Genomic DNA, 21,222 nt, shown 5'->3' with positions numbered 1-21,222 from the left:
GCAGGTGCGTTACCTGTGGGGGAGCCAATGGATGACGAGCAGCCCATCGGCGACGCGAAAGCGCGTCTCGCGGATTCGTCGCTGACGATCGTGCAAGCGCTCGTGCAGCGCGTGCAGGCCGTGCTCGCGTGGCTCGATCGCGTCGATCCGGGCACGCATCGGCGCATCAAGGGATTGCGGCTCGTGACCGCGTACGGGCTGGCGGCGGCGCTCGGCGCGCTGCAGGACGTGACGCAAAGCGTGCCGGCGGGTGTGTCGGTGGGCGCGCTCGCGGGCGGCTTCGCGCTGTGGGCGAGCGTGTCCGAGGCGCGCACGACGCGTTTGGAGTCGAGCCGCGATCTCGTCATTCTGTGCGTCGCGGCTGCGTTCGGCGCGTTCACCTTCACGTTTTTTGCGCCGATGCTTCGTGAAACCGGACGCGGCGGCGCCGAGCTGATTCTCGTGACGGGCGCGTTCCTCGCGGGCTATCTGAAGCGCTTCGGGATGACGGGCGCGGGCGTCGGCTCGCAGCTCTATATCGGCCAGCTCCTCGCTTACGGGATGGATCTGCGCCCCGGCGATTCCTGGGCGATCCTGCTCGCGTTACTGATCGGCATGCTCGCGGCGATCGTGCCGCGCGTGCTGAGCGGACCGGCCGAGCATCCGGTCGTGCTGCCCGCGCTGGCGTCGGAGCCCGCTTACGGTCGGGACGCGATCTCGCCCGCCTTCGCGATGGGTCTGCAGGCGGCGTGCGGCGCGCTCGTCGTCGTGGCGTTGAATCGCCTGTTCGGGCTCGCGGAATCGGCGTGGGCGATCACGGCTTGCGTGTATGTCGTCGCGACGTCGGCGGTCGGGACGGCGGAGCGCGTACGGCGGCGCATCTACGGGACGCTTGTCGGCGTGCCGATCGGCATCGTGTGTCTGCCGCTCGCGGAACATTGGCCGCTCGTCGTGTGGATTCTGTCCGCGTTCGCGATGATCGCCTATGCGATGGCGCTGCCGGAGCGATACGACATCGCGTGCGGCGCGTTCGCGTTCGTGCTCATCGTGACGCTCGCGGCGAGCGGCGTGCATTCGCTCGAACTGCTGACGGCGCGCGCGTGGGAAACGCTGCTCGGCGGCGCGCTGGGGCTGATCGCGTCGCGGGTGATTTTTCCGTTGCGGGTGGTGAGGGCGTGATCGCCCTCACCGCTTCGCCACCTCCTCCAGCAACCGGTCCAGCACGTCGAAATCCACCGGCTTCACCAGATGCGCGTCGAAGCCCGCCTGCGCGGAGCGTTCCTTGTCGCTGTCCTGTCCGAAGCCCGTCATCGCGACCACCGTCGCACGCCCGATGAGCCGCTGCGAGCGCAGCGCGCGCAGCACCGCGTGACCGTCCATGTCGGGCAAGGCGAGATCGAGCAGAATCAGTTGCGGCGGGAAATGGCGGATCACGTCGAGTCCTTCCTTGCCGTGATACGCGGTACGCACGTCGTGGCCTTTCATCTGCAAGAGCAGCGCGAGGCTGTCGGCGGAATCCTGGTTGTCGTCGATCACGACGATGCGCAGGCCGCCGCCCGTGCCTAGCGTCGCAGTCTGCGCGAGCACGCGATGCGGCCGCGGCGCATCGTGGTCGGACGCGTAAGGCAGGCGCACGACGAACGTGCTGCCCTGATTCGGTCCGGCGCTCGCCGCGCTGATCGACCCCCCGTGCATCTCGACGATCGACCGGCACAGCGTCAGCCCGATGCCGAGGCCCGCCTCGCCGGGATTGAGATAGTGATCCTCCTGCACGAACAGATCGAAGATGGACGTGAGACCCTTCTGCGAGATGCCGCGCCCCTTGTCGATCACTTTCAGCAGCAGCGCTGTCGCCTCGCGCTCGACTTCGACGCGGATCGTGCTGGCGCGCGGCGAGAACTTCGACGCGTTGTTCAACAGGTTCTGCACGACCTGCACGAGCCGCGTGATGTCGCCCATCACATGAACGGGCTCGGACGGCAGCTTGGTGACGACGTTCTGCGCGCGTTCGTCGGTGAACGGATGCACGAGCTCGATGCTGCGCGCGACGATCTCGCTCACGTCCACGCGCGTCATGCGCAGATCGATCTTGCCGGTCGTGATGCGGCCCATGTCGAGCAGATCGTCGACGAGCCGGCCGAGATGCGAAGTCTGTCTGTCGATGATGTCGCGGCATGCGGCGATGCGTTCCGGCACGTCGCTTTCCATCTGCATCACGCCGATCGCATTGCGCACCGGCGCCAGCGGATTGCGCAACTCGTGCGCGAGCGTTGCGAGAAACTCGCTGATGCGCCGCGACGACACTTCGAGCTGATCGAGGCGCTTTCTGTCGCTCATGTCGCGCGTGACCTTCGCGAAGCCGCGCAGCACGCGATGCTCGTCGTACACCGCGTTGATCACCACGTTCGCCCAGAAGAGCGAGCCGTCCTTGCGCACGCGCCAGCCTTCGCTCTCCACGCGGCCCGTGCGGATCGCGGTCTGCAGTTCGATCTCGGGGAGGTTGGCTTCGAGATCCTCGGGGCAATAGAACATCGAAAAGTGCTTGCCCAGGATCTCCGACGGCTGATAACCCTTGATTCGCATCGCGCCCGTATTCCAGCTTGCGATATGGCCGGCCGGATCGAGCATGAAGATCGCGTAATCGCTGACGCTTTCCACGAGCAGACGAAAGCGCTCTTCCGAGAGCCGCAGCTTCTCTTCCTCGGCGCGCTTCGCGGTGAGATCGCGCGTGTACTTCGCGTAGCCGATGATCTCGCCCTGCGTATTGCGCGCCGCCGTGATGACGACATTCGCCCAGAACAGCGTGCCGTCCTTGCGCACGCGCCAGCCTTCGTCCTCGAAGCGCCCGGTCGCGTAGGCCTGCTTCAGCTCGTACTCGGGCCAGCCGCGCGCCACCGATTCCGCCGTGTAAAAGCGCGACAGATGCTGTCCGATGATTTCGTGCGCCTCATAGCCCTTGATCTTGCGCGCGCCCTTATTCCAGCTCGTGATGCGGCCGCTCAGGTCGAGCATGAAGATCGCGCAGTCTTCGATCGCATCGACGAGCGCGTGATACTGCGGCTCGCTCATGGCGGGCTCGGATGGCGCGTGGCGGGCGAGGTCGAGGGGCGAGTCGGCTTTAGGTCTGGTCATGGTTCGGGTGGTCGGCGCAGCGGCGGACGTTTCCTGGACAAAAGGTCCGCCGACGCCACAGTCTACCCGGAGCCCCGGCATCGCTGCCATGCCTTTAGTGAGCGTAGCTATCGGCGTGCCGGGCCGCGAAACGGCGCGCGGCGATCGCACCACCCGTTTTCAGCCGGTCTTTTGGAGGGATTTCAACGCCGATGCACGCACGTAGACTGCGTTCACATTTCAGAAGGTCGGTGCTGGGCAGGCAGTGCGACGAGGCCGATGAAGTGGATTCGTGAAACCCTCAGGAGCACTACCATGACCGGCAATCTCAAAGGCATCATCTTCGTCGCGGCGCTCGCATGCGCTTCCTACGCGCTCGCAAGCGGATACGGCCCCGCGCCGCACTATTCGCCGATGGAAGGCGCGCCCGTCTCGCAGCAAGGCATGAACATGCAGACGATCGCGCAGGACGCTCAGCCAGGCAACGATGCAGGCGCCGGGAAGGCGAAGCAGGACAGCCCGCTCATTCAGGCGCAGGATTGAGCGCTTTTTGCATGAGACCGCGTTCCGCCGGTCGTCTCGGCGGGACGCGGCGCGTTCAATGAAACGCCTGATTTGCGGCGTTTTTCGCATCGGCCGCGCCGACCGTCTCGACCGTGCCCTTCGCGCGCCCGATGTCGATCTTCGGCATGAACAGCATCGAAATCACGGTGCCTAGCGCGATCACGAACATCGCCGTGAAGGTCAGATGCAGCGAATGGTGCAGCACGAGGCGAATCTCGTTGTTCATCGCGAAGTCGCCGGGCACGGACGACAGCAGTTGCTTCAGCTGATCCGCATGAACGGGCGGCAGGCCGGCCGTGTGCGTGAGGCCGTAGTTCTGCACCGCGCCGAACACGGCTGCACCGAGCGTATTGCCGAGGTTGCGCGAAAAGAGGTTCGATGCCGTCGCGCTGCCGCGTTCCATCGGCTGCACGATTTCCTGTATCAGGATGAGGCAGGACACGCTCGTGATGCCCATGCCGAAGCCCAGCACCGCCGAGCCGACGCCCGCCCAGACCGGGCTCGATTGCGGACCGAGCAGCACGAACGGCAACGCGCCCAGCGGAATGAAGACCGGGCCGATCATCAACAGACGCCTCAGGCCGATGCGGCTGAACGCGCGCGACGTGAAAGTGGCGCCGCTCGGCCAGCCGATCATCATCATCGTGAGCGCGAGGCCCGCTTCCACCGGCGTGCGATGCATCACGCCCTGCACGTACATCGGCAGGAAAGTGGTGAGGCCCATCATCGCCATGCCGGCGAGGACCGTCGCGACGTTGCTCGCGGCAATCGGCCGATGCGACCACAGCCTGAACGAGATCATCGGATCGGCGGCGCGGCGCTCCTGAATCACGAAGCACACGATCGCGAGCACGAACACGCCGATCTCCACGCCGACGCGCGCATTGCTCGCGTGGCCGGCGTCGGTGAGCGCCATCATCAGCGCGGCGACGGCGGCGGTGAAGAAGAACGCGCCCGCGAGATCGATCGCCGGACGGTCGTGGCGCTTTTCCTCGTGCAGAAAGAGCGTGAAAAGCAGCGCGGCCAGTATGCCGATCGGCACGTTGATCCAGAAGATCCACGCCCACGAGAACTGGCGAATCAGCAGGCCGCCCACCATCGGCCCGAGCACGGCGGACACGGCCCACACGCTCGCGAGATAGCCCTGCACCTTGCCGCGCTCGCGCGCCGGATAGAGATCGCCGACGACCGTCAGCGCGACCGGCAGGATCGCGCCCGCGCCGACGCCCTGAATCAGCCGGAAGACGATCATCGCGGGCATCGACCACGCGAAGCCCGCGAGCACCGAGCCGATCAGAAAGATCGCGATGCCCGCGAGGATCGCCGGCTTGCGGCCGTAGAGATCGGCGAGCTTGCCGAACACGACCGTGAGCGCCGTCTGCGTGAGCAGGAACGACGAGAACACCCAGCTATACAGATTGAGGCCCCCGAGCTGCGTCGCGATTTGCGGCATCGCGGTGGAGACGATGGTGGCTTCGATCGCGACCATGGCCATCGAGGCCATCACCGCGCCGATGACGAGGGGACGGACGGTTTTGCTGTTCTGTGACATGCGGGCAGGAAGGCATATCGCCCGCCGCGCGTACGAGACAACGATGCGCGCAGACAGGCCATGCTCGAAAAATGAAGATGCGGCGGCGACGCCCCGGCTTGCGGATTCCTTGCAGCCGGAGCAATGTCGCCGATGAGAAAGCGCCGGATGCAATGTTATCCCGCCGCGCGAATCGCTGCTCGATGCGCATTTGCGCGCTCATTCAACGCTAATTCTTCGGGCCTACCTTCTGTACGTGGACGGGCAGCATGCTTCCCCGAGCAATCCGGCGGCCCGTTTCACGTATTCTCCTCAGCCCTTGGCGCCGGCCGTGATTCGGACCGGCGCATTTTTTTCCGCGCTTAGGCGCATCTGCCACGCACATGTCGTCTTTCAGACCGAAATCCCCGGGAATGTCGCCTAAAATCGAACGGGCTGCAGCTTTGCCCCGTTCCCTTCCGAAGCGGCGGACTCGCATGATCAAATCACTGAAGAATCAGCTGGTGCTCGCGCTCGGGCTGCTCGTCAGCGTGATCGGCGTCGTGCAGGGCGTGAGTTCGTATCAGTTGAGCAAGACCGGCATGAGCGCGCTGCTCGACATGCGGCTCGAACAAGTGGCCGCGCGTCTGCGCGACGGACTCGCCGACAGCCTGCCGAAAAATCCCGCACGCGGCACCCAGGACGAGCGCGACGTCGTCGCCGTGGTGTGGAAGCCGGGCGAGGCGCTGCCTTTCCGCACGACCGACCCGTCGCTGCACTTTCCGCGCGACGCGCAGCCGGGTTTTTCCGGCGTCGACGTCAACGGCGAGCATTGGCGCATGTTCACGCGCCAGGAGCCGACGATGACGATCCAGGTCGCGCAGCGCTCGTCGATCCGGCGCGAAATCACGCAGGAAGCCGCGACGCAAACGCTCTGGCCGATCGCGGTGCTTTTGCCGCTCGTGTGGATCGCGGTCGCGCTCGTCGTGCGGCGCTCGCTGCGTCAGTTGAACGAGCTGGGCGAGGAAGTCCGCGCCATCGACATGGGTCATCTGCAGCCGCTGCCGACCGTCGGCGTGCCCACGGAAATCGCGCCCTTCATCCATTCGATCAACACGATGATCGAGCGCCTCGCGACATCGATCGAGAAGGAGCGCAAGTTCATCGCCGATGCCGCGCACGAATTGCGCACGCCGCTCACCGCGCTGCAGCTTCAGGCCGACAATCTCGCGCCGCATATCTATCCCGGCAATCAGGAGCGCTTTCAGGAGTTGCGCAAGGGCATCGCGCGCAGCGGCAAGCTGATTACGCAACTCTTGCGGATGGCGCGCGCCGATGCGCCGATGAACGGCGCGCCGCTCGCGCGCGTGAACATCGCGGACGTGGTCACGGCCGCCGTCGCCGACGTGCTGCCGATCGCCTTGTCGCGCGGCATGGATATCGGCGCGGAGGAAATGGTGAACGCGCACGTGCGCGCGGTGGAAACCGACATCGGCATGGCGGTGAAGAATCTCGTGTCGAACGCGGTGCGCTATACGCCCGATGGCGGCACCATCGACCTGCGCACGCGGCGCGATGGCGACATGGTCTGGATCGATGTCGTCGACACGGGGCCGGGCATCGACGAAGCGTTGCTGCCGCGCGTGTTCGACCGCTTTTTCCGCGCGAATCCGGACATCGAGGGCAGCGGGCTGGGGCTGTCGATCGTGAAGGCGATTGCCGCGCGTTACGGCGGCGACGTGACGCTCGAAAATCGCAGCGACGGGCGCTCGGGCATCGTCGCTTCGATCGGTTTTCCGGTCGAGGAAGTGAGCGAAAGCGTGCCATCGCCCGCGTTGAACCTTTAGTGTTTTGCGCGCTGTTTTCCGCCGATTACAATGCATTCGCTGCGTGGCGCGAAGCGATCGTCGCCGGTCAGTAGAACACTCAAAATGACCGGTCGTGCGTTTTCCGTTTTCCCAGATCCTTCGGGCCGCATTCCGGGCGCGTGGCGCGCGCCATTCTCGCGGGACGCGGGGTGGAACATGCGAATTCTTCTGATCGAAGACGACGTGCAGATCGGCACGAGCCTGATGCGTGCGCTCAAGGACGCCGATTACGCCGTCGATTGGGTCCGCGACGGCAACGCGGGCCGCGAGGCGATCAACGCCGCCGAGTACACCGTCGTGCTGCTCGATCTCGGCTTGCCGGGCATGACGGGCATCGAACTCTTGCGGCAGGCGCGCACGTCCGGCAACGCGACGCCGGTGCTGATCCTCACCGCGCGCGACGATCTCGACACACGCGTCCAGGGCCTCGATCTCGGCGCCGACGACTATCTGCTCAAGCCCTTCGACATGCCCGAACTGCTGGCGCGCATCCGCGCGGTGCTGCGCCGCAAGGCGGGCTACGCGGTCTCGCGCCTCGGCGACGATTCGCTCTGCCTCAATCTCGATCAGCGTACGCTTACGTGCGGAGAGACGTCGGGCGTGCTGTCCGCGCGTGAATTCGCGCTGATGCACGCGCTGCTCGAACGTCCCGGCACGATCTTCTCGCGCGATCAACTCGAAGACCGTCTCTACGGCTGGGGCAAGGAAGTGGAGAGCAACGCGGTCGACGTGCTGATCCATTCGGTGCGCAAGAAATTCGGCGCGGGCGTGATCCGCAACGTGCGCGGCCTCGGCTGGACGGTGATGCTCGGCCAGGCCGGCCGCGAGGAAACGAAATAGCGCGCGCGACATCGGCGGCGCGGGTCAATGCTCGTCGTATCGACGGCCGAGCGCGCCGCAAAAATACATGCTGTAGTCGTGATCCTGCGTTTCGATCTGACGCATGCGCCGTTCGAGATCCGCGAGATCGCTCGACGATGCGAGATAGTCGTCGCGGGCTTCCTGCGCGGTGCGGATCGAAAAGAGATGGTCGATGGAGTGAGTGAGACGTTCAAACATGATGTGCTCCCGTCGTTGAATGCAGGCCGATGAGTGGGGCCGACGAAAGCAGGTTATGCGCGCTGAATTAGCAGCGAATGAGAGCGCGAAGCAGCGACTCGCGGCATGCGCGATGCTGCTCTTCGCATGACGAAGCGTTCGCCAACGCACCGTGACGCGGATCACGCTGCGGGAAGGCACTGCCGCGCCGCACCATCCCGTGCTATCTTGTTTTAATAGGGGTTTCATACGGAACTGTGCGCTGTTCGCATTCGTCGATCGTCTCTCGTGAAGGCCGCCATGAACGATGTGTCTCGTACCCTCAGTGCCCGCGACCGCGTCGAGTTGCTGTGCTGGCTCACATGCGGCAGTCTCGGCGCGTATTACCTCAATGGCGACTGGCCGGCGGCCTCGTTTCACGTACAGGCCGCGCACAAGTGGCTCGACCGTCATCAGCGGCTCGCGGACTGGCTGACGGTCGCGAAGCTCGCGGCCATCGCCCGCGACATCGCCACGCAGCATTGCGCGATGCTCGAAGCCGACTGGGCCCGCGACGCCGTCGAGGAAATTCTCGATAGCGAAGACCTCAACTATCAATCGGATGTCGTGCGGCAGGTTTTCGACGATTGCCGCCGCGCGCTCGCGGAAAAGCGCACGCCGGAATGAGCCGGCCATCGCGACAGGCGGCCTCTAGCGCGAACACCTGTATGGATGTACAGTAAGCCATTTTTCTGCTCTCGTCGCCGCGATGGACGCGCTGTCCTCCACATCCGCACCGCGCCGCATCGCGCATCTCGACATGGACGCCTTCTTCGCGTCGGTCGAACTTCTGCGTTATCCGGAATTGCGCGGCATGCCCGTCGTGGTCGGCGGCGGGCGCAGCGCCACGCCTGAAACGTTGCCCGACGGCAGGCGCCGCTTCAAGCGTCTGCGCGATTACGCGGGTCGCGGCGTCGTCACCACGTCTACCTACGAGGCGCGCAAGTTCGGCGTCTTTTCCGCGATGGGCATGATGAAAGCCGCCCAGCTCGCGCCCGACGCAATTCTTCTGCCGACCGATTTCGAGTCCTATCGCCATTATTCGCGGCTTTTCAAGGCGGCCGTCGCGACGTTCACCACGCAGATCGAGAATCGCGGCATCGACGAAATTTATATCGATGTCAGCGATCTACCCGGCGAATCCGCCGAGATCGGCCAGCGCATGAAGGACGCCGTGCACGACGCGACGGGTCTCACCTGCTCGATCTGCATCGCGCCGAACAAGCTGCTCGCGAAGATCGGCTCCGAACTCGACAAGCCCGACGGTCTCACCATCCTCACGATGGACGATCTGCCAACGCGCATCTGGCCGCTCGCCGCGCGCAAGGTGAACGGCATCGGACCGAAGGCGAACGAGAAGCTCGCGGCGCTCGGCATCGTGACCGTGGGCGATATTGCCGCCGCCGATCCCGGTTTCCTGCAGACGCATTTCGGCCACACGTACGCCGCCTGGCTCGCGCGCATCGCGCAGGGGCAGGACGAGCGGCCTGTCGTCGTCACTTCGACGCCCAAGTCGATGAGCCGCGAGACGACCTTCGAGCGGGACTTTCATCCGAAGCAGGATCGCGCGACGCTTTCCGCCGAGTTCACGGGGCTGTGCACGCGCGTCGCCGAAGACTTGCAGCGCAAGGGCTACGTCGGGCGCACGGTCGGCATCAAGCTGCGCTTCGACGACTTCCGCACCGTGACGCGCGATCTGACCGTGCCCGTCGCGACCGCCGATCCCGTCGAGATTCGCCGCGCCGCGACCGAATGCCTGAAGCGCATCGTGCTCGATCGCCGCATCCGTCTGCTCGGCGTACGCGTCAGCGCGCTCGCCGGGCGCGACGAAAGCGGCTTCGTCGAGCCGGTGCAGGTCGAATTGCCGTTCGATATCGCCGGCGACTGAAGCGCGCCTTATTTCATAGGCGCATAACGTAATCGCAGATGCTTCGTTGCCGCGCGAATCGCCGCGCGTTAGATTGATCGCTTCCCCAAGCTATCGATTGCCATTAGTCCGACGTGACGATTCTCACTGCCCCCATTGCCGAGCACGCTGCCGCCGATCAATCCATCGAGATTCGCCCGTTCGATGCGCCGCTCGGCGCGGAAGTCATCGGGCTCGATCTGTCGAAGCCATTGTCACAAGCCGATTTCGCGCGCATCCATCGCGCGCATCTGGAACATCACGTTCTCGTGTTTCGCGATCAGCGCATCACGCCCGACGAACAGGTCGCGTTCAGCAAGCGCTTCGGTCCGCTGCAGATTCACGTGCTGCATCAGTTCGGGCTCGGGGGGCATCCGGAAGTGCTGATCGTGTCGAACATCGTCGAGAACGGCAAGCCGATCGGTCTCGGCGATGCGGGTCATTTCTGGCATTCCGATCTTTCGTACAAGGACAAGCCGAGTCTCGGCTCGATGCTGCACGCGCAGGAATTGCCCGCGACCGGCGGCGACACGCTGTTCGCGAATCAGCATCTCGCGTGGGACACGCTGCCCGCGCATCTGCGCGATGCAGTCGAAGGCCGCGTCGCCGAACACACCTATCTCGCCAAATACGGCGAGCTGCAAAAGCGCAGTCCGTGGCGTCCGAATCTGTCGGCGGAGCAGATCGCGCAAGTCAAGCCGGTGACGCATCCGATCGTGCGGACGCATCCGGAAACCAAGCGTCGCGCGCTCTTCGTGAGCGAGCATTTCACGACGCGCATCATCGGTCTGCCGGAAGACGAAAGCCGCGCCTTGCTCGCGGAACTCTTCGCGCATAGCACGCAAAGCGAGTTCGTCTATCGCCATCAATGGCGCGAACGCGACATGGTCTTCTGGGACAACCGCTCGGTGATGCATCTCGCCGCCGGCACGCCCGACGATCAGCGCCGCAAGCTCTATCGCACGACCATCGAAGGCGACGCGCCTTTCTAAAAAGCCACTATTTTTACGGGGTTTCATCGATGCATTCTCGAACCGGGAAGGGCGGCGCACGCGCGCTCGTCGCGGCGCTTTCGCTCGCGATCGGCGTCACGTCGGCGAGCGCGCATGCCGAAGGCACGTTGCGCATCGCCGAGCAATTCGGCGTCGTGTATCTGCTGCTCAATGTCGCGCGCGATCAGAAGTTCATCGAGCAGGAAGGCAAGAAGGAAGGGCTCGATATCAAGGTCGACTGGGCGAAGCTGTCGGGCGGATCGAGCGTCAACGATGCGCTGTTGTCCGGCTCGGTCGATATCGCCGCGGCGGGCGTCGGCCCGTTGCTGACGATCTGGGACCGCACGCACGGACGGCAAAACGTGAAGGGCGTCGCGTCGCTCGGCAACTTCCCGTATTACCTCGTATCGAACGATCCGCGCGTAAAAACCATCGCCGATTTCACCGACAAGGATCGCATCGCGGTGCCGGCAGTCGGCGTGTCGGTGCAATCGCGCGTCCTGCAATACGCGGCGGCGAAGCAATGGGGCGACAAGGAATACAACCGCCTCGACAAGCTCACGCAAGCGGTGCCGCATCCGGACGCAGCCGCGGCGCTCATCGCGGGCGGCACGGAGATCAACGCGCACTTCGGCAATCCGCCGTTCCAGCAGCAGGAACTCGCGGGCAATCCAAAAGCGCATATCGTGCTCAATTCATACGATGTGCTCGGCGGCCCCAGTTCCGCGACGGTGCTCTACGCGACCGAGAAATTCCGCAACGAGAATCCGAAGACGTATCGCGCGTTTGTCGCCGGTCTTGCCGATGCCGCGCGCTATATCACGCAACATCCGGAACAAGCCGCCGATATCTATCTGCGCGTGAACAACGCGAAGATCGACCGCGATCTGCTTATCAAGGTGATCGAGGATCCGTCGGTGCAATTCAAGGTCGCGCCGCAAAACACGTTCGGGCTCGCGCAGTTCATGCATCGCGTCGGCGTCATCAAGAACGAGCCGAAGTCGTGGCAGGATTACTTCTTTACCGATCCCGCGACGAAAGACGGAAGCTGACGCCGCTTATCGGCGATTGCGGATTCGATATGCGCAATGATTGGTTCGCTCGAGCGCAGCGCGCCGGTATCGTGATCGTTTGCAATCGGGCAGATGAACATGGCCGCCAATCCCCAAGCGCTTTATTCGCACGAAGCCGATCGTGAGGCTGCGACGAGCGGCAAGCTTCTCAGCGCGAAGAACGTCACGCTCGAATACCGCACGCCGGAGCGGCTCGTTCGCGCGACGCACGATGTCAGCTTCGATGTCTACGGCGCCGACCGCTTCGTGCTGCTCGGGCCTTCGGGCTGCGGCAAGTCGACCTTGCTCAAGGCCGTTGCGGGCTTCATCGAGCCGGTTGGAGGCAGCATCGAAATCGGCGGTGAACGTGTGCGCGGGCCGGGCGCGGATCGCATCGTCGTGTTTCAGGAGTTCGATCAGTTGCCGCCGTGGAAGACCGTCGTGCAGAACGTCGCCTTTCCGCTGCGCGTCGCGCGCAAGCTCGGCCGCGCCGAAGCTCGCGAACGCGCGCTGCATTATCTCGACAAGGTCGGTCTCGCCAAATTCGCCGATGCGTATCCGCATACGCTGTCGGGCGGCATGAAGCAGCGCGTCGCCATTGCACGCGCCCTCGCGATGCAGCCGCGCGTGCTGCTGATGGACGAGCCCTTCGCCGCACTCGATGCGCTCACGCGACGCCGCATGCAGGAAGAGCTCTTGCGCCTCTGGAGCGACGAGCGATTCACGCTGTTGTTCGTCACGCACTCGATCGAGGAAGCGCTGATCGTCGGCAATCGCATTCTGCTGCTGACGCCGCATCCGGGACGCGTGCGCGCCGAACTCAACAGTCATCAATACACGCAGGACAGCCTGGGTCGCGGCGAGTTTCAGCAGAGCGTCGCGCGCATTCATCGTCTGTTGTTCGAAGAGGAGCGCGCGCAATGAGCACGCCGCATCTGATCGTGCCGCCCGTGCGGCCCGAGTATGAAATCGCGCCTGCCGCGAGCGTCGCCGTCGAACATGAAGCGCCGTTGCCGCTGTCGAAGCGGCTAGCGGATCGTGCGTGGCTGCGCAAGTCGATCATCGCGCTCGTGCTGATCGCGTTGTGGGAAATCGCCGCACGCGCCGTCGATAACGATCTGCTGTTGCCCACGTTCAGCGCGACCTTCGTCGCATTCGTGCAGGGCATCGCGTCGGGCGAACTCATCGAGAAGATCGGCATTTCGATGTCGGTACTGCTGCGCGGCTATGCGCTCGGCGCGGTGCTCGCGTTCGCGCTGACATCGCTTGCGGTCTCGACGCGCATCGGCCGCGACATCCTTTCGATGCTCACCGCGATGTTCAATCCGCTGCCTTCCATCGCGCTGTTGCCGCTCGCGTTGCTGTGGTTCGGCCTCGGCACCGGAAGCCTGCTTTTCGTGCTCGTGCATTCGGTGTTGTGGCCGCTCGCGCTCAACACGTATGCGGGCTTTCAGGCCGTGCCAACGACCTTGCGCATGACGGGCCGCAACTACGGTCTCAACGGCATGCGCCATGTGATGCTGATTCTGGTGCCCGCCGCGTTGCCTTCGATTCTCGCGGGCTTGCGCGTGGGCTGGGCCTTCGCGTGGCGCACGCTGATTGCGGCGGAGCTCGTGTTCGGCGCGAGCTCGGGCAAGGGCGGGCTCGGCTGGTACATCTTCCAGAACCGCAACGAGCTTTACACGGACCGCGTGTTCGCGGGACTGGCTGCGGTCATCGTGATCGGCCTTGCTGTGGAGCATCTCGTCTTCGATACGATCGAGCGCGTGACCGTGCGCCGCTGGGGCGTGCAGCAATGAGCGCGCTCAATTCCCCGCGCGAATGAAGTCGATGAACGCGCGCAACGGCCCCGGCATGTGCGCGCGGCTCGGATAATAGAGACGCGGCCCGGTGAAACTCTGCCACCACGGTTTGAGCACGGGCACGAGCGCGCCATCGTCGACGGCCGCGCGCACGAACTCGTCGAACGTATAGACGAGGCCCAATCCCGCGATGGCCGCGCTTCGGCTGATCTCGATCGACGACGTGACGAGCGGTCCTTCCGGCGCGATGCGTATCGTTTCCTTGCCGCGCATGAATTCCCACACGGCCAGCACGCCGCTATCGAAACGATGCCCGATGCACGCGTGATTCACGAGTTCGCGCGGATGCTTCGGGTCGCCGTGCGCCGCGAGATAAGCCGGCGACGCCACCGCGACGAAGCGTTGCGTGCGCGGCCCGATCGGCACGGCGATCATGTCGCGCTCGATGCGCTCGTCATAACGGATGCCCGCATCGAAACCGGCGGCGAGCACGTCGATGAAGGTATCGGTTGCGCTGATCTCCAGCTTGATGCCCGGATGCGCCGTCAGAAAACGCGCGACGATTGGCGGCAGGATCTCGCGTGACACGATGCGCGGGACGTTCAGGCGCAACGTGCCGGTCGGGCTGTCGCGAAAGCCGTTGACGGCATCGAGCGCGCCCGCGATTTCCGCGAACGCGGGCCCGAGGCGTTCGATGAGCCGCTCGCCCGCTTCGGTCGGCGTGACGCTGCGCGTCGTGCGATTCAAAAGCCGCACGCCCAGACGCGTTTCGAGCCTGCGTATGGCCTCGCTCAGCGACGACGCCGACACGCCGCGCAACAGCGCCGCCTGCCTGAAGCCACGCGACCGCGCGACGGCCAGAAACGCGTGAAGATCCGACAAATCCGGTTCGCTCATCTCTCACCCATTGTTCGCCCGGGCGCACAGCCCATTCGGATTGAGGCGGATTATCGCACGCGAGGTTTGCTCCCATAATCGTCTCCATTCTTCAAGGAGAGAACGAACATGGAACAACGCAAGCTCGGAAAGAACGGACCGCAATCGTCGGCGATCGGCCTCGGATGCATGGGCATGTCGGGCATGTACGGGCCGTCGGATCGCGCGGAGAGCATCGCGACGATACACGCGGCCCTCGAAGCGGGCGTGACGCTGCTCGACACCGGCGACTTCTACGGCATGGGGCACAACGAAATGCTGATCGGCGAAGCGTTGAGAAGCGCGCCGCCTTCACGCCGCGATGCGGCGATTCTCAGCGTGAAATTCGGCGGCATGCGCGATCCGGCCGGCCGGTTCATCGCGTTCGATGGACGGCCCGTCGCCGTGAAGAATTCGCTCGCGTATACATTGCAGCGGCTCGGCGTCGAACATATCGACATTTATCGGCCCGCGCGCCTCGATGCGAACGTGCCGGTCGAAGACACCGTCGGCGCGATCGCCGAGATGATCGACGCGGGCTATGTGCGCCACGTCGGATTGTCGGAAGTCGGCGCGGACACGATTCGCCGTGCCGCCGCCGTGCATGCGGTGTGCGATCTGCAGATCGAATACTCGCTGATTTCGCGCGGCCTCGAGGAATCGATTCTTCCGGCATGCCGCGAACTCGGCATCGGCATCACGGCGTACGGCGTGCTGTCGCGCGGACTCATCAGCGGACACTGGAGCCGCGACGCCGCGCAATCCGGCGACTGGCGCGCGAACAGTCCGCGCTTTCAGCAAGGCAACGTCGAACGCAATCTCGCGCTCGTCGATGCGTTGCGCAAGATCGCCGATGCAAAAGGCGTGAGCGTCGCGCAGATCGCGATCGCGTGGGTGCTCGCGCAGGGCGATGACATCGTGCCTGTCGTCGGCGCGCGCCGTCGCGACCGGCTGACGGAATCGCTCGGGGCGCTCGATGTCGCGCTCACGAAGGATGACCTCGCCGCGATCGAAGCGGCGGTGCCGAAGGGCGCGGCGGCGGGCGATCGCTACGAGGCCGTGCAGATGGCGCATCTCGACAGCGAGAAGCGCTGAATCTCCCGGCGTGGTTCGCGACGCGGCACGCAAACTGCGACGCGTGTAGCATCGATCCCGATCCACCGATGGAGAGACGCCGAGTGAAAATCGCGACCTTCAACATCAACGGCATCCGTCCGCGGCTCGACGCCTTGCTGACATGGCTCGAACGCGAATCGCCCGATATCGTCTGCCTGCAGGAACTGAAAGCGACCGACGCGCAGTTTCCCGCCGACGCGATCGCGAACGCGGGCTACGGCGCGCTATGGCATGGGCAGCAATCGTGGAACGGCGTGGCGATTCTCGCGAAAGACGCGGAGCCGGTGCTGAGCCGGCGCGGGCTGCCGGGTTACGAAGACGATACGCATAGCCGTTATATCGAGGCGGCCGTGGGCGGCTTGCTGATCGGCTGTCTTTATCTTCCGAACGGCAATCCGCAGCCCGGCCCGAAGTTCGATTACAAGCTCGAATGGTTCGCGCGCTTCAACGCACATGCGAAGATGTTGCTCGATAGCGGACATCCCGTCGTGCTCGCGGGCGATTACAACGTCGTGCCGACCGATGACGACATCTACAACACGCGCTCGTGGCTGAAGGACGCGCTGTTGCAGCCGGAGAGCCGCGCGGCCTACGCGGCTTTGCTCGCGCAAGGCTGGACCGATGCGCTGAAGCAGAAGTTTCCCGATGAGCGCATCTATACGTTCTGGGATTACTTCCGCAATCATTGGCAGACGAATTCCGGCTTGCGCATCGATCACATCCTTCTTAGCAAGGATCTCGCGAAGAAGCTGGAGGCGGCGGGCGTCGACAAATGGGTGCGCGGCGAGCCGCATGCGAGCGATCATGCGCCGGCGTGGGTCACGCTCAAGCTCGGGCGCACGCGCAAGAAATCGGCTTAGGCTTGCAGCGTGTCGCGCGTCGGTTGCAGTGACGCGAGGAATTGCATCGCGTGTTCGCGGCCGCCCATCGTCCAAACGTCGAGATGATCGGCGTCTTCGATGAGCGCGAGACGCTTGTCGCCGCGTGCTGCATCGAAGAGACGCTGGAAGTGTTCGGGCGGAATCACGCCGTCTTTCGTGCCGCCGTAGATCAAGAGCGGCGCATCGATCGATGCGATTTTCGCGAGGCTTTCGTAGCGATCGCGTGCGAGCAGCCGCACGGGAAAGAGCCGGAAGCGTTTCGCGGCGACATCGACGATGCTCGTGAACGGCGCTTCGAGCATCAGCGCATGGATCTTCGCGACGCTTGCAAGCTGCACGGCGACACCCGAGCCGAGCGAATAACCGTGCAGCACGATGTTGCGTGAACGCGCCGCGGCGTAGGCGTAGGCGGCGCGCGCATCGGCGCAAAGGCCGGCTTCGTGCGGCCTGCCGGGATTGCCGCCGTAGCCGCGATATTCGGCGAGCAGCACGCCATAGCCCGCTTCGATCATCTCCAATGCAACATGACCGCGCTGGAAAAGGTCTTCGCCATTGCCGTGAAAGAGGATGACCGTGGGCGCGTCGTCGTCGGGCGGCGCTTTGTAGCGCATGGTCAGGTCGAGGCCGTCATCGGTTCTGATGACGACTGCTTCGGTGCGCGCTTCCACATCGGCGTTCTTGAAGGCTTCGATCTGTTCCAGCGGATAGACGAGCCTTCCTTGCAGCCAATACAGGCCCGCGAGCGCGATCGTGTAGACCAGCGCTATGGCGAGCAGGGCGATCCAGAGGACTTCGCGCATCGGTGTCGGCGGCGGGTTGGCGTTCCTCGTATGGTAGTGGAGTTGCGGCGTGTGGATGCGTGCGCTTGCGCCTGCATTTCATGTACGGGCGGTGAATTGTTACCGACAGAAAAATGACCCAGATGAATTCCGCGGGATCCAATCGATCAAATTCGACGCGGACAACTTGTCGCTGTCAAATCGCCATCGAGTTGATCTGGCGCGCACGCTCGTCGACGCTAACAACAGCGTCGCGCGGACTGGCATTGTTGTTCTCTATGGGCAATTTTGAAAAGGGCGACGAGACGGAACGGCGGTCACAAAAAAGCGCGTTGAATCCGTCGTTAGCTATCTTCGTGCGCTCGGCGTCGAAGAGAGGCGTATCGAGGTCGACTATGAGATTTGGCCTACCGTTCCAAATGTCCCCGATTCGGAGCGCTTCCAGGTTCTGGTCGAATTCATCCCGGCCCAAAGCCCTTGCGGTTAGGTAGGGCGCGGTTGCGCGCGAGCGATTGCAGGCCGCTTGCGTGGCGCCAGCGGCCAGATCTCCGGCAACTCGCTCACTCCCGCACATCCACATCCCCCTGCCGCAAGCTCAAAGGCATCTCCGCAGCGATCTCCTTCTCCACGTCCTCCGCTTCCCGCTCGCGATTGAACAGCGCGTTGAGCAGAATCGCGAACGCCGCGGCGAGCGTGATTCCGCTATGCGTCAGCGGCCCCGCCCACGCCGGCATGTGCGCGAAGAACGTCGGCGCGGCAAGCGGAATCACGCCCACGCCCAGACTGATCGCGATGATGAGCAAGTTGTTCTTGCTATCGAAATCGACCTTGCTCAGGATCTTCACGCCGGTCGCCGCGACCATGCCGAACATCGCGATGCCCGCGCCGCCGAGCACGACCACCGGTATCGAAGCAATCAGATTCGAGAGCTTCGGCAGCAGCCCGAGCAGGATCAGGATCACGCCCGACACCGCGACCACCCAGCGGCTTTTGACGCCCGTAATGCCCACGAGCCCGATGTTCTGCGAAAACGACGAATGCGGAAACGTATTGAAGATGCCGCCGATCACCGTGCCGAGACCATCGGTGCGCAGTCCGCGCGTCGCATCGATGCGCGAAACGGGGCGCATCGCGAGATCGCCGAGCGCGAGGAACATACCGAGCGATTCCACCATGATGACGACCATCACGAGACACAGCGAGGCGATCGCCGCGACATCGAAGACCGGCATGCCGAACGCGAACGGCCGCACCGGCGCGAACCACGCGGCTTGACCGACGCCCGCGAAATCGACGAAGCCGAGCGGCAACGCGATCACGAAGCCGATCGCCATGCCGAGCAACACCGAAATATTCGCGACGAAGCCCTTCAGATACTTGTTGATGAGCAGAATCGCGAGCAGCACGATGCCCGCGATCATCAGATTGCGCGGCTCGCCGAAATTCGGTGCGCCGCGTCCGCCGCCCGCCCAGTTGATCGCGACGGGAAAGAGCGTCATGCCGATCGTCAGAATGATCGTGCCCGTGACGATCGGCGGAAAGAAGCGCATCAGCCGTCCGAAGAACGGCGCGATCAGGACCGCGAACACGCCCGCCGCGATGGTCGCGCCGAAGATCGCCGGCAGGCCCGCACCGGATGATGCCATCGCGACCATCGGCCCGACCGGCGCGAAGCTCACGCCCATGATGACCGGCAGGCGGATGCCGAATTTCCATACGCCGATGCACTGCACCAGCGTGACGACTCCGCACGCGAAGAGGTCCGAGCTGATCAGAAACGCGACCTGCTCCTTCGGCAGCTTCAGCGCCGCGCCGATGATGAGCGGCACCGCGATCGCGCCCGCGTACATCACGAGTACGTGCTGAATGCCGACCGCGAGCATCTGACCGATGGGCAGCACTTCGTCGACGGGATGAATCGTTTGGGCCATGTGCGCTCCGGCAAGCTCGAATGTCTATGACGTTGAGTGGGTCGCCCGAGTATTGCACCGCGCGACGGCCGAAAAAATATTCGGGCCGCTATACATGGCATCGCACGCGCGCTTGACTTTGTTCAGGATATTTGACCGATATTGTCCATGCGATCGCGCGCACACGGCAGCATTTGCCGATTCGGCGCAGCGCGCATCGCAACAAACGGAAGAAATCCTCGAATCCCTTGTGCCGCAAGGCTTGTCGCACTGTCGATTTTTGGGATGGCGTGCTACATTCCGAGCGCTTCGCGTTGCTTTATTTCGATAGCTTTCGCGGCGATGCAACAATCCAGCTTCCAGGGCTTGGCGCCCAATAACATCATTCGCACGGGGATCTCGGCATGGAAATGGTCGGCGGAACGCGGCTTGCCCAACTGTTCACCAGCAACCAGGAGCAATTGCTCGCGGAATGGTTCGCGCAGCAGCACGCCATCGCGGCGCGGCGCGGCCTCGTCGGCGAGGCGGAACTGCGCAATCAGTTCAGCCAGTTCACGTCGCTTCTCGTGACGGCGCTCGGCGCCTCCGAACGCGTCGATTTCAAATCGTCCGCATGGCAGGAAGTGCGCGCGTTTCTCGCGGAAATGTCGGCGCAGCGTGCGCGTCAGGGCTTCACGCCCGTCGAGACCGCGATGTTCGTGTTTTCGCTCAAGCAGCCGCTCTTCGCCCGCCTGCGCGACACGCTCGTCAACGATGCCCCCGCGCTCGCCGATCTCACCTGGACGATCAGCACGCTCTTCGACGAGCTCGGGCTCTTCACGACCGAAGTGTTCCAGGCGAGCCGCGAGCAGGTCATCGTGCGCCAGCAGCAGGAACTGCTCGAACTGTCGACGCCCGTCGTGCAGTTGTGGGACGGCATTCTCGCGCTGCCTCTCATCGGCACGCTCGATTCCGCGCGCACGCAAGTCGTGATGGAAAACCTGCTGCAGAAGATCGTCGAGACGGGCGCGGCCATTTCGATCATCGACATCACCGGCGTGCCGACCGTCGATACGCTCGTCGCGCAGCACTTGCTGAAGACGGTCGCGGCGGCGCGTCTGATGGGCGCGGACTGCATCATCAGCGGTATTCGTCCGCAGATCGCGCAGACCATCGTTCATCTCGGCGTGAATCTCACGAACGTCACGACCAAGGCGACGCTCGCGTCGGCGTTCGTCGTCGCGCTGCAGCGCACGGGCAAGTCGGTGACGGCCGGATCCGCGCAGGACGCCTCGCGCGGCAGCCGCGCAAGCGACGGCTTCGATTCGCTGCAAGCGGAATGACGGAGCCTTTCGCCATTCGAAGCACGCATCGAACGCAACGCGACTGAACGGGGTTTCAAGCGATGGAACGCATTCCGATTCTCACGATGGGCAGGCTCCTGCTCGTCACCATTCAGGTCGACATGCACGACCGGCTCGCGCTCGCGCTGCAGGACGATCTGACGAGCCGCATCGTGAAAGACGGCGCGCGCGGCGTCCTGATCGACATTTCCTCGCTCGACGTGGTCGATTCGTTCATCGGACGCATGATCGGCAACACGGCCGCCATGGCGCGCGTGCTCGATGCCGAGACGGTCGTCGTCGGCATGCAGCCTTCGGTCGCGATCACGCTCGTCGAACTCGGCCTCACGCTTTCGGGCGTACGCACGGCGCTGAACGTGGAGAAGGGCATGGCGCTCCTTTCGAAGGGCGGCACGGCCTGACGGCCGCATGCACACG

20 protein-coding genes are annotated in these 21,222 nt (G+C 64.2%); 14 read left to right on the top strand and 6 right to left on the bottom strand.

Translation table 11 applies throughout. From position 1 onward, the window contains the following. Positions 1-27: 27 nt before the first annotated feature. Complete coding sequence (locus tag NCS03_RS19520) at positions 28-1,158, top strand: FUSC family protein (protein ID WP_250436129.1); 1,131 nt, start codon at positions 28-30, stop codon at positions 1,156-1,158. Between the two features lie 6 nt (positions 1,159-1,164). On the opposite strand, the gene NCS03_RS19515 is transcribed toward NCS03_RS19520, so the two are convergent. Further along, positions 1,165-3,048, bottom strand: a complete 1,884-nt coding sequence (locus NCS03_RS19515) for a PAS domain-containing hybrid sensor histidine kinase/response regulator (RefSeq protein ID WP_008354396.1) — start codon at positions 3,046-3,048, stop codon at positions 1,165-1,167. Between the two features lie 357 nt (positions 3,049-3,405). Between NCS03_RS19515 and NCS03_RS19510 the strand changes: the two genes are divergently transcribed. Then, complete coding sequence (locus NCS03_RS19510) at positions 3,406-3,633, top strand: hypothetical protein (protein WP_008354398.1); 228 nt, start codon at positions 3,406-3,408, stop codon at positions 3,631-3,633. A 55-nt stretch (positions 3,634-3,688) separates the two neighbouring features. On the opposite strand, the gene NCS03_RS19505 is transcribed toward NCS03_RS19510, so the two are convergent. Next, on the bottom strand, positions 3,689-5,206 hold the full coding sequence (locus NCS03_RS19505; RefSeq protein ID WP_008354399.1) for an MDR family MFS transporter: 1,518 nt from the start codon (positions 5,204-5,206) through the stop codon (positions 3,689-3,691). A gap of 455 nt (positions 5,207-5,661) precedes the next feature. On the opposite strand from NCS03_RS19505, the gene NCS03_RS19500 reads away from it, so the two are divergent. Further along, entirely contained in the window at positions 5,662-7,011 is a 1,350-nt protein-coding gene (locus NCS03_RS19500) for a sensor histidine kinase (RefSeq protein ID WP_250440770.1), read from the top strand. A gap of 177 nt (positions 7,012-7,188) precedes the next feature. Then, a complete protein-coding gene (locus tag NCS03_RS19495; RefSeq protein WP_033536934.1) occupies positions 7,189-7,872 on the top strand; it encodes a response regulator transcription factor in 684 nt (227 codons plus the stop codon). 24 nt (positions 7,873-7,896) lie between these two features. Here the strand turns inward: NCS03_RS19495 and NCS03_RS19490 are convergent, their stop codons facing one another. Further along, the gene (locus NCS03_RS19490; protein WP_008354402.1) at positions 7,897-8,091 is read right to left on the bottom strand and encodes a DUF3563 family protein; all 195 of its coding nucleotides are present in this window, start codon (positions 8,089-8,091) and stop codon (positions 7,897-7,899) included. A 279-nt stretch (positions 8,092-8,370) separates the two neighbouring features. Here NCS03_RS19490 and NCS03_RS19485 point away from each other — a divergent pair, with 279 nt between their 5' ends. The 6 genes from NCS03_RS19485 (at position 8,371) to NCS03_RS19460 (ending at position 13,858) form a co-directional block, all read left to right on the top strand. After that, positions 8,371-8,736, top strand: coding sequence for a hypothetical protein (locus NCS03_RS19485; protein ID WP_008354403.1), 366 nt, complete (start codon positions 8,371-8,373; stop codon positions 8,734-8,736). Positions 8,737-8,818: 82 nt separating this feature from the next. Beyond that, a complete protein-coding gene (gene dinB, locus NCS03_RS19480; protein ID WP_250436126.1) occupies positions 8,819-9,997 on the top strand; it encodes a DNA polymerase IV in 1,179 nt (392 codons plus the stop codon). Positions 9,998-10,110: 113 nt separating this feature from the next. Further along, positions 10,111-11,007 carry a TauD/TfdA dioxygenase family protein gene (locus tag NCS03_RS19475; protein WP_250529615.1) on the top strand — a complete coding sequence of 299 codons (897 nt, stop codon included), beginning with the start codon at positions 10,111-10,113 and terminating at the stop codon, positions 11,005-11,007. Between the two features lie 29 nt (positions 11,008-11,036). After that, the gene (locus NCS03_RS19470) at positions 11,037-12,059 is read left to right on the top strand and encodes an ABC transporter substrate-binding protein (protein WP_250459722.1); all 1,023 of its coding nucleotides are present in this window, start codon (positions 11,037-11,039) and stop codon (positions 12,057-12,059) included. A 99-nt stretch (positions 12,060-12,158) separates the two neighbouring features. Then, positions 12,159-12,983 (top strand): ABC transporter ATP-binding protein, encoded by an 825-nt coding sequence (locus NCS03_RS19465; protein WP_008354408.1) that lies wholly within the window; start codon positions 12,159-12,161, stop codon positions 12,981-12,983. Further along, complete coding sequence (locus NCS03_RS19460) at positions 12,980-13,858, top strand: ABC transporter permease (RefSeq protein WP_250529614.1); 879 nt, start codon at positions 12,980-12,982, stop codon at positions 13,856-13,858. Before NCS03_RS19465 ends, NCS03_RS19460 begins: the two co-directional genes overlap by 4 nt. Positions 13,859-13,864: 6 nt before the next feature. Here NCS03_RS19460 and NCS03_RS19455 read toward each other — a convergent pair whose 3' ends face one another. Then, the gene (locus tag NCS03_RS19455) at positions 13,865-14,758 is read right to left on the bottom strand and encodes a LysR family transcriptional regulator (protein ID WP_250529613.1); all 894 of its coding nucleotides are present in this window, start codon (positions 14,756-14,758) and stop codon (positions 13,865-13,867) included. A 108-nt stretch (positions 14,759-14,866) separates the two neighbouring features. Between NCS03_RS19455 and NCS03_RS19450 the strand changes: the two genes are divergently transcribed. Both NCS03_RS19450 and NCS03_RS19445 read left to right on the top strand, forming a co-directional pair. Beyond that, positions 14,867-15,871, top strand: a complete 1,005-nt coding sequence (locus NCS03_RS19450; protein ID WP_008354411.1) for an aldo/keto reductase — start codon at positions 14,867-14,869, stop codon at positions 15,869-15,871. 68 nt (positions 15,872-15,939) lie between these two features. After that, on the top strand, positions 15,940-16,752 hold the full coding sequence (locus tag NCS03_RS19445; RefSeq protein ID WP_175982868.1) for an exodeoxyribonuclease III: 813 nt from the start codon (positions 15,940-15,942) through the stop codon (positions 16,750-16,752). Here the strand turns inward: NCS03_RS19445 and NCS03_RS19440 are convergent. Together NCS03_RS19440 and NCS03_RS19435 are read right to left on the bottom strand one after the other, a co-directional pair. Next, positions 16,749-17,573, bottom strand: coding sequence for an alpha/beta hydrolase (locus tag NCS03_RS19440; RefSeq protein WP_175982869.1), 825 nt, complete (start codon positions 17,571-17,573; stop codon positions 16,749-16,751). The two genes, NCS03_RS19445 and NCS03_RS19440, sit on opposite strands and share 4 nt — an antisense overlap. A 539-nt stretch (positions 17,574-18,112) precedes the next feature. Next, complete coding sequence (locus tag NCS03_RS19435; protein WP_250529612.1) at positions 18,113-19,483, bottom strand: nucleobase:cation symporter-2 family protein; 1,371 nt, start codon at positions 19,481-19,483, stop codon at positions 18,113-18,115. Between the two features lie 383 nt (positions 19,484-19,866). Between NCS03_RS19435 and NCS03_RS19430 the strand changes: the two genes are divergently transcribed. Both NCS03_RS19430 and NCS03_RS19425 read left to right on the top strand, forming a co-directional pair. Further along, positions 19,867-20,784: an STAS domain-containing protein gene (locus NCS03_RS19430; protein ID WP_008354416.1), complete on the top strand. Its 918-nt coding sequence runs from the start codon at positions 19,867-19,869 to the stop codon at positions 20,782-20,784. A gap of 62 nt (positions 20,785-20,846) precedes the next feature. Next, positions 20,847-21,206, top strand: coding sequence for an STAS domain-containing protein (locus NCS03_RS19425; RefSeq protein WP_008354417.1), 360 nt, complete (start codon positions 20,847-20,849; stop codon positions 21,204-21,206). Positions 21,207-21,222 lie beyond the last annotated feature (16 nt).

Origin of the sequence: Caballeronia sp. ATUFL_F1_KS4A, from assembly GCF_023630905.1 — a bacterium.
Lineage (GTDB): Bacteria > Pseudomonadota > Gammaproteobacteria > Burkholderiales > Burkholderiaceae > Caballeronia > Caballeronia zhejiangensis.
The sequence above is the reverse complement of the archived record's forward strand: the minus strand, read 5'-3'. Positions and strand labels throughout refer to the sequence as shown.

Coding starts and splice junctions, on each gene's coding strand:
- NCS03_RS19490 (WP_008354402.1), bottom strand. CDS start 8,091: ATGTTTGAACGTCTCACTCACTCCATCGACCATCTCTTTTCGATCCGC.
- NCS03_RS19495 (WP_033536934.1), top strand. CDS start 7,189: ATGCGAATTCTTCTGATCGAAGACGACGTGCAGATCGGCACGAGCCTG.
- NCS03_RS19445 (WP_175982868.1), top strand. CDS start 15,940: ATGGAGAGACGCCGAGTGAAAATCGCGACCTTCAACATCAACGGCATC.
- NCS03_RS19485 (WP_008354403.1), top strand. CDS start 8,371: ATGAACGATGTGTCTCGTACCCTCAGTGCCCGCGACCGCGTCGAGTTG.
- NCS03_RS19500 (WP_250440770.1), top strand. CDS start 5,662: ATGATCAAATCACTGAAGAATCAGCTGGTGCTCGCGCTCGGGCTGCTC.
- NCS03_RS19465 (WP_008354408.1), top strand. CDS start 12,159: ATGGCCGCCAATCCCCAAGCGCTTTATTCGCACGAAGCCGATCGTGAG.
- NCS03_RS19470 (WP_250459722.1), top strand. CDS start 11,037: ATGCATTCTCGAACCGGGAAGGGCGGCGCACGCGCGCTCGTCGCGGCG.
- NCS03_RS19510 (WP_008354398.1), top strand. CDS start 3,406: ATGACCGGCAATCTCAAAGGCATCATCTTCGTCGCGGCGCTCGCATGC.
- NCS03_RS19460 (WP_250529614.1), top strand. CDS start 12,980: ATGAGCACGCCGCATCTGATCGTGCCGCCCGTGCGGCCCGAGTATGAA.
- dinB (WP_250436126.1), top strand. CDS start 8,819: ATGGACGCGCTGTCCTCCACATCCGCACCGCGCCGCATCGCGCATCTC.
- NCS03_RS19455 (WP_250529613.1), bottom strand. CDS start 14,758: ATGAGCGAACCGGATTTGTCGGATCTTCACGCGTTTCTGGCCGTCGCG.
- NCS03_RS19440 (WP_175982869.1), bottom strand. CDS start 17,573: ATGCGCGAAGTCCTCTGGATCGCCCTGCTCGCCATAGCGCTGGTCTAC.
- NCS03_RS19515 (WP_008354396.1), bottom strand. CDS start 3,048: ATGAGCGAGCCGCAGTATCACGCGCTCGTCGATGCGATCGAAGACTGC.
- NCS03_RS19435 (WP_250529612.1), bottom strand. CDS start 19,483: ATGGCCCAAACGATTCATCCCGTCGACGAAGTGCTGCCCATCGGTCAG.
- NCS03_RS19430 (WP_008354416.1), top strand. CDS start 19,867: ATGGAAATGGTCGGCGGAACGCGGCTTGCCCAACTGTTCACCAGCAAC.
- NCS03_RS19425 (WP_008354417.1), top strand. CDS start 20,847: ATGGAACGCATTCCGATTCTCACGATGGGCAGGCTCCTGCTCGTCACC.
- NCS03_RS19520 (WP_250436129.1), top strand. CDS start 28: ATGGATGACGAGCAGCCCATCGGCGACGCGAAAGCGCGTCTCGCGGAT.
- NCS03_RS19450 (WP_008354411.1), top strand. CDS start 14,867: ATGGAACAACGCAAGCTCGGAAAGAACGGACCGCAATCGTCGGCGATC.
- NCS03_RS19505 (WP_008354399.1), bottom strand. CDS start 5,206: ATGTCACAGAACAGCAAAACCGTCCGTCCCCTCGTCATCGGCGCGGTG.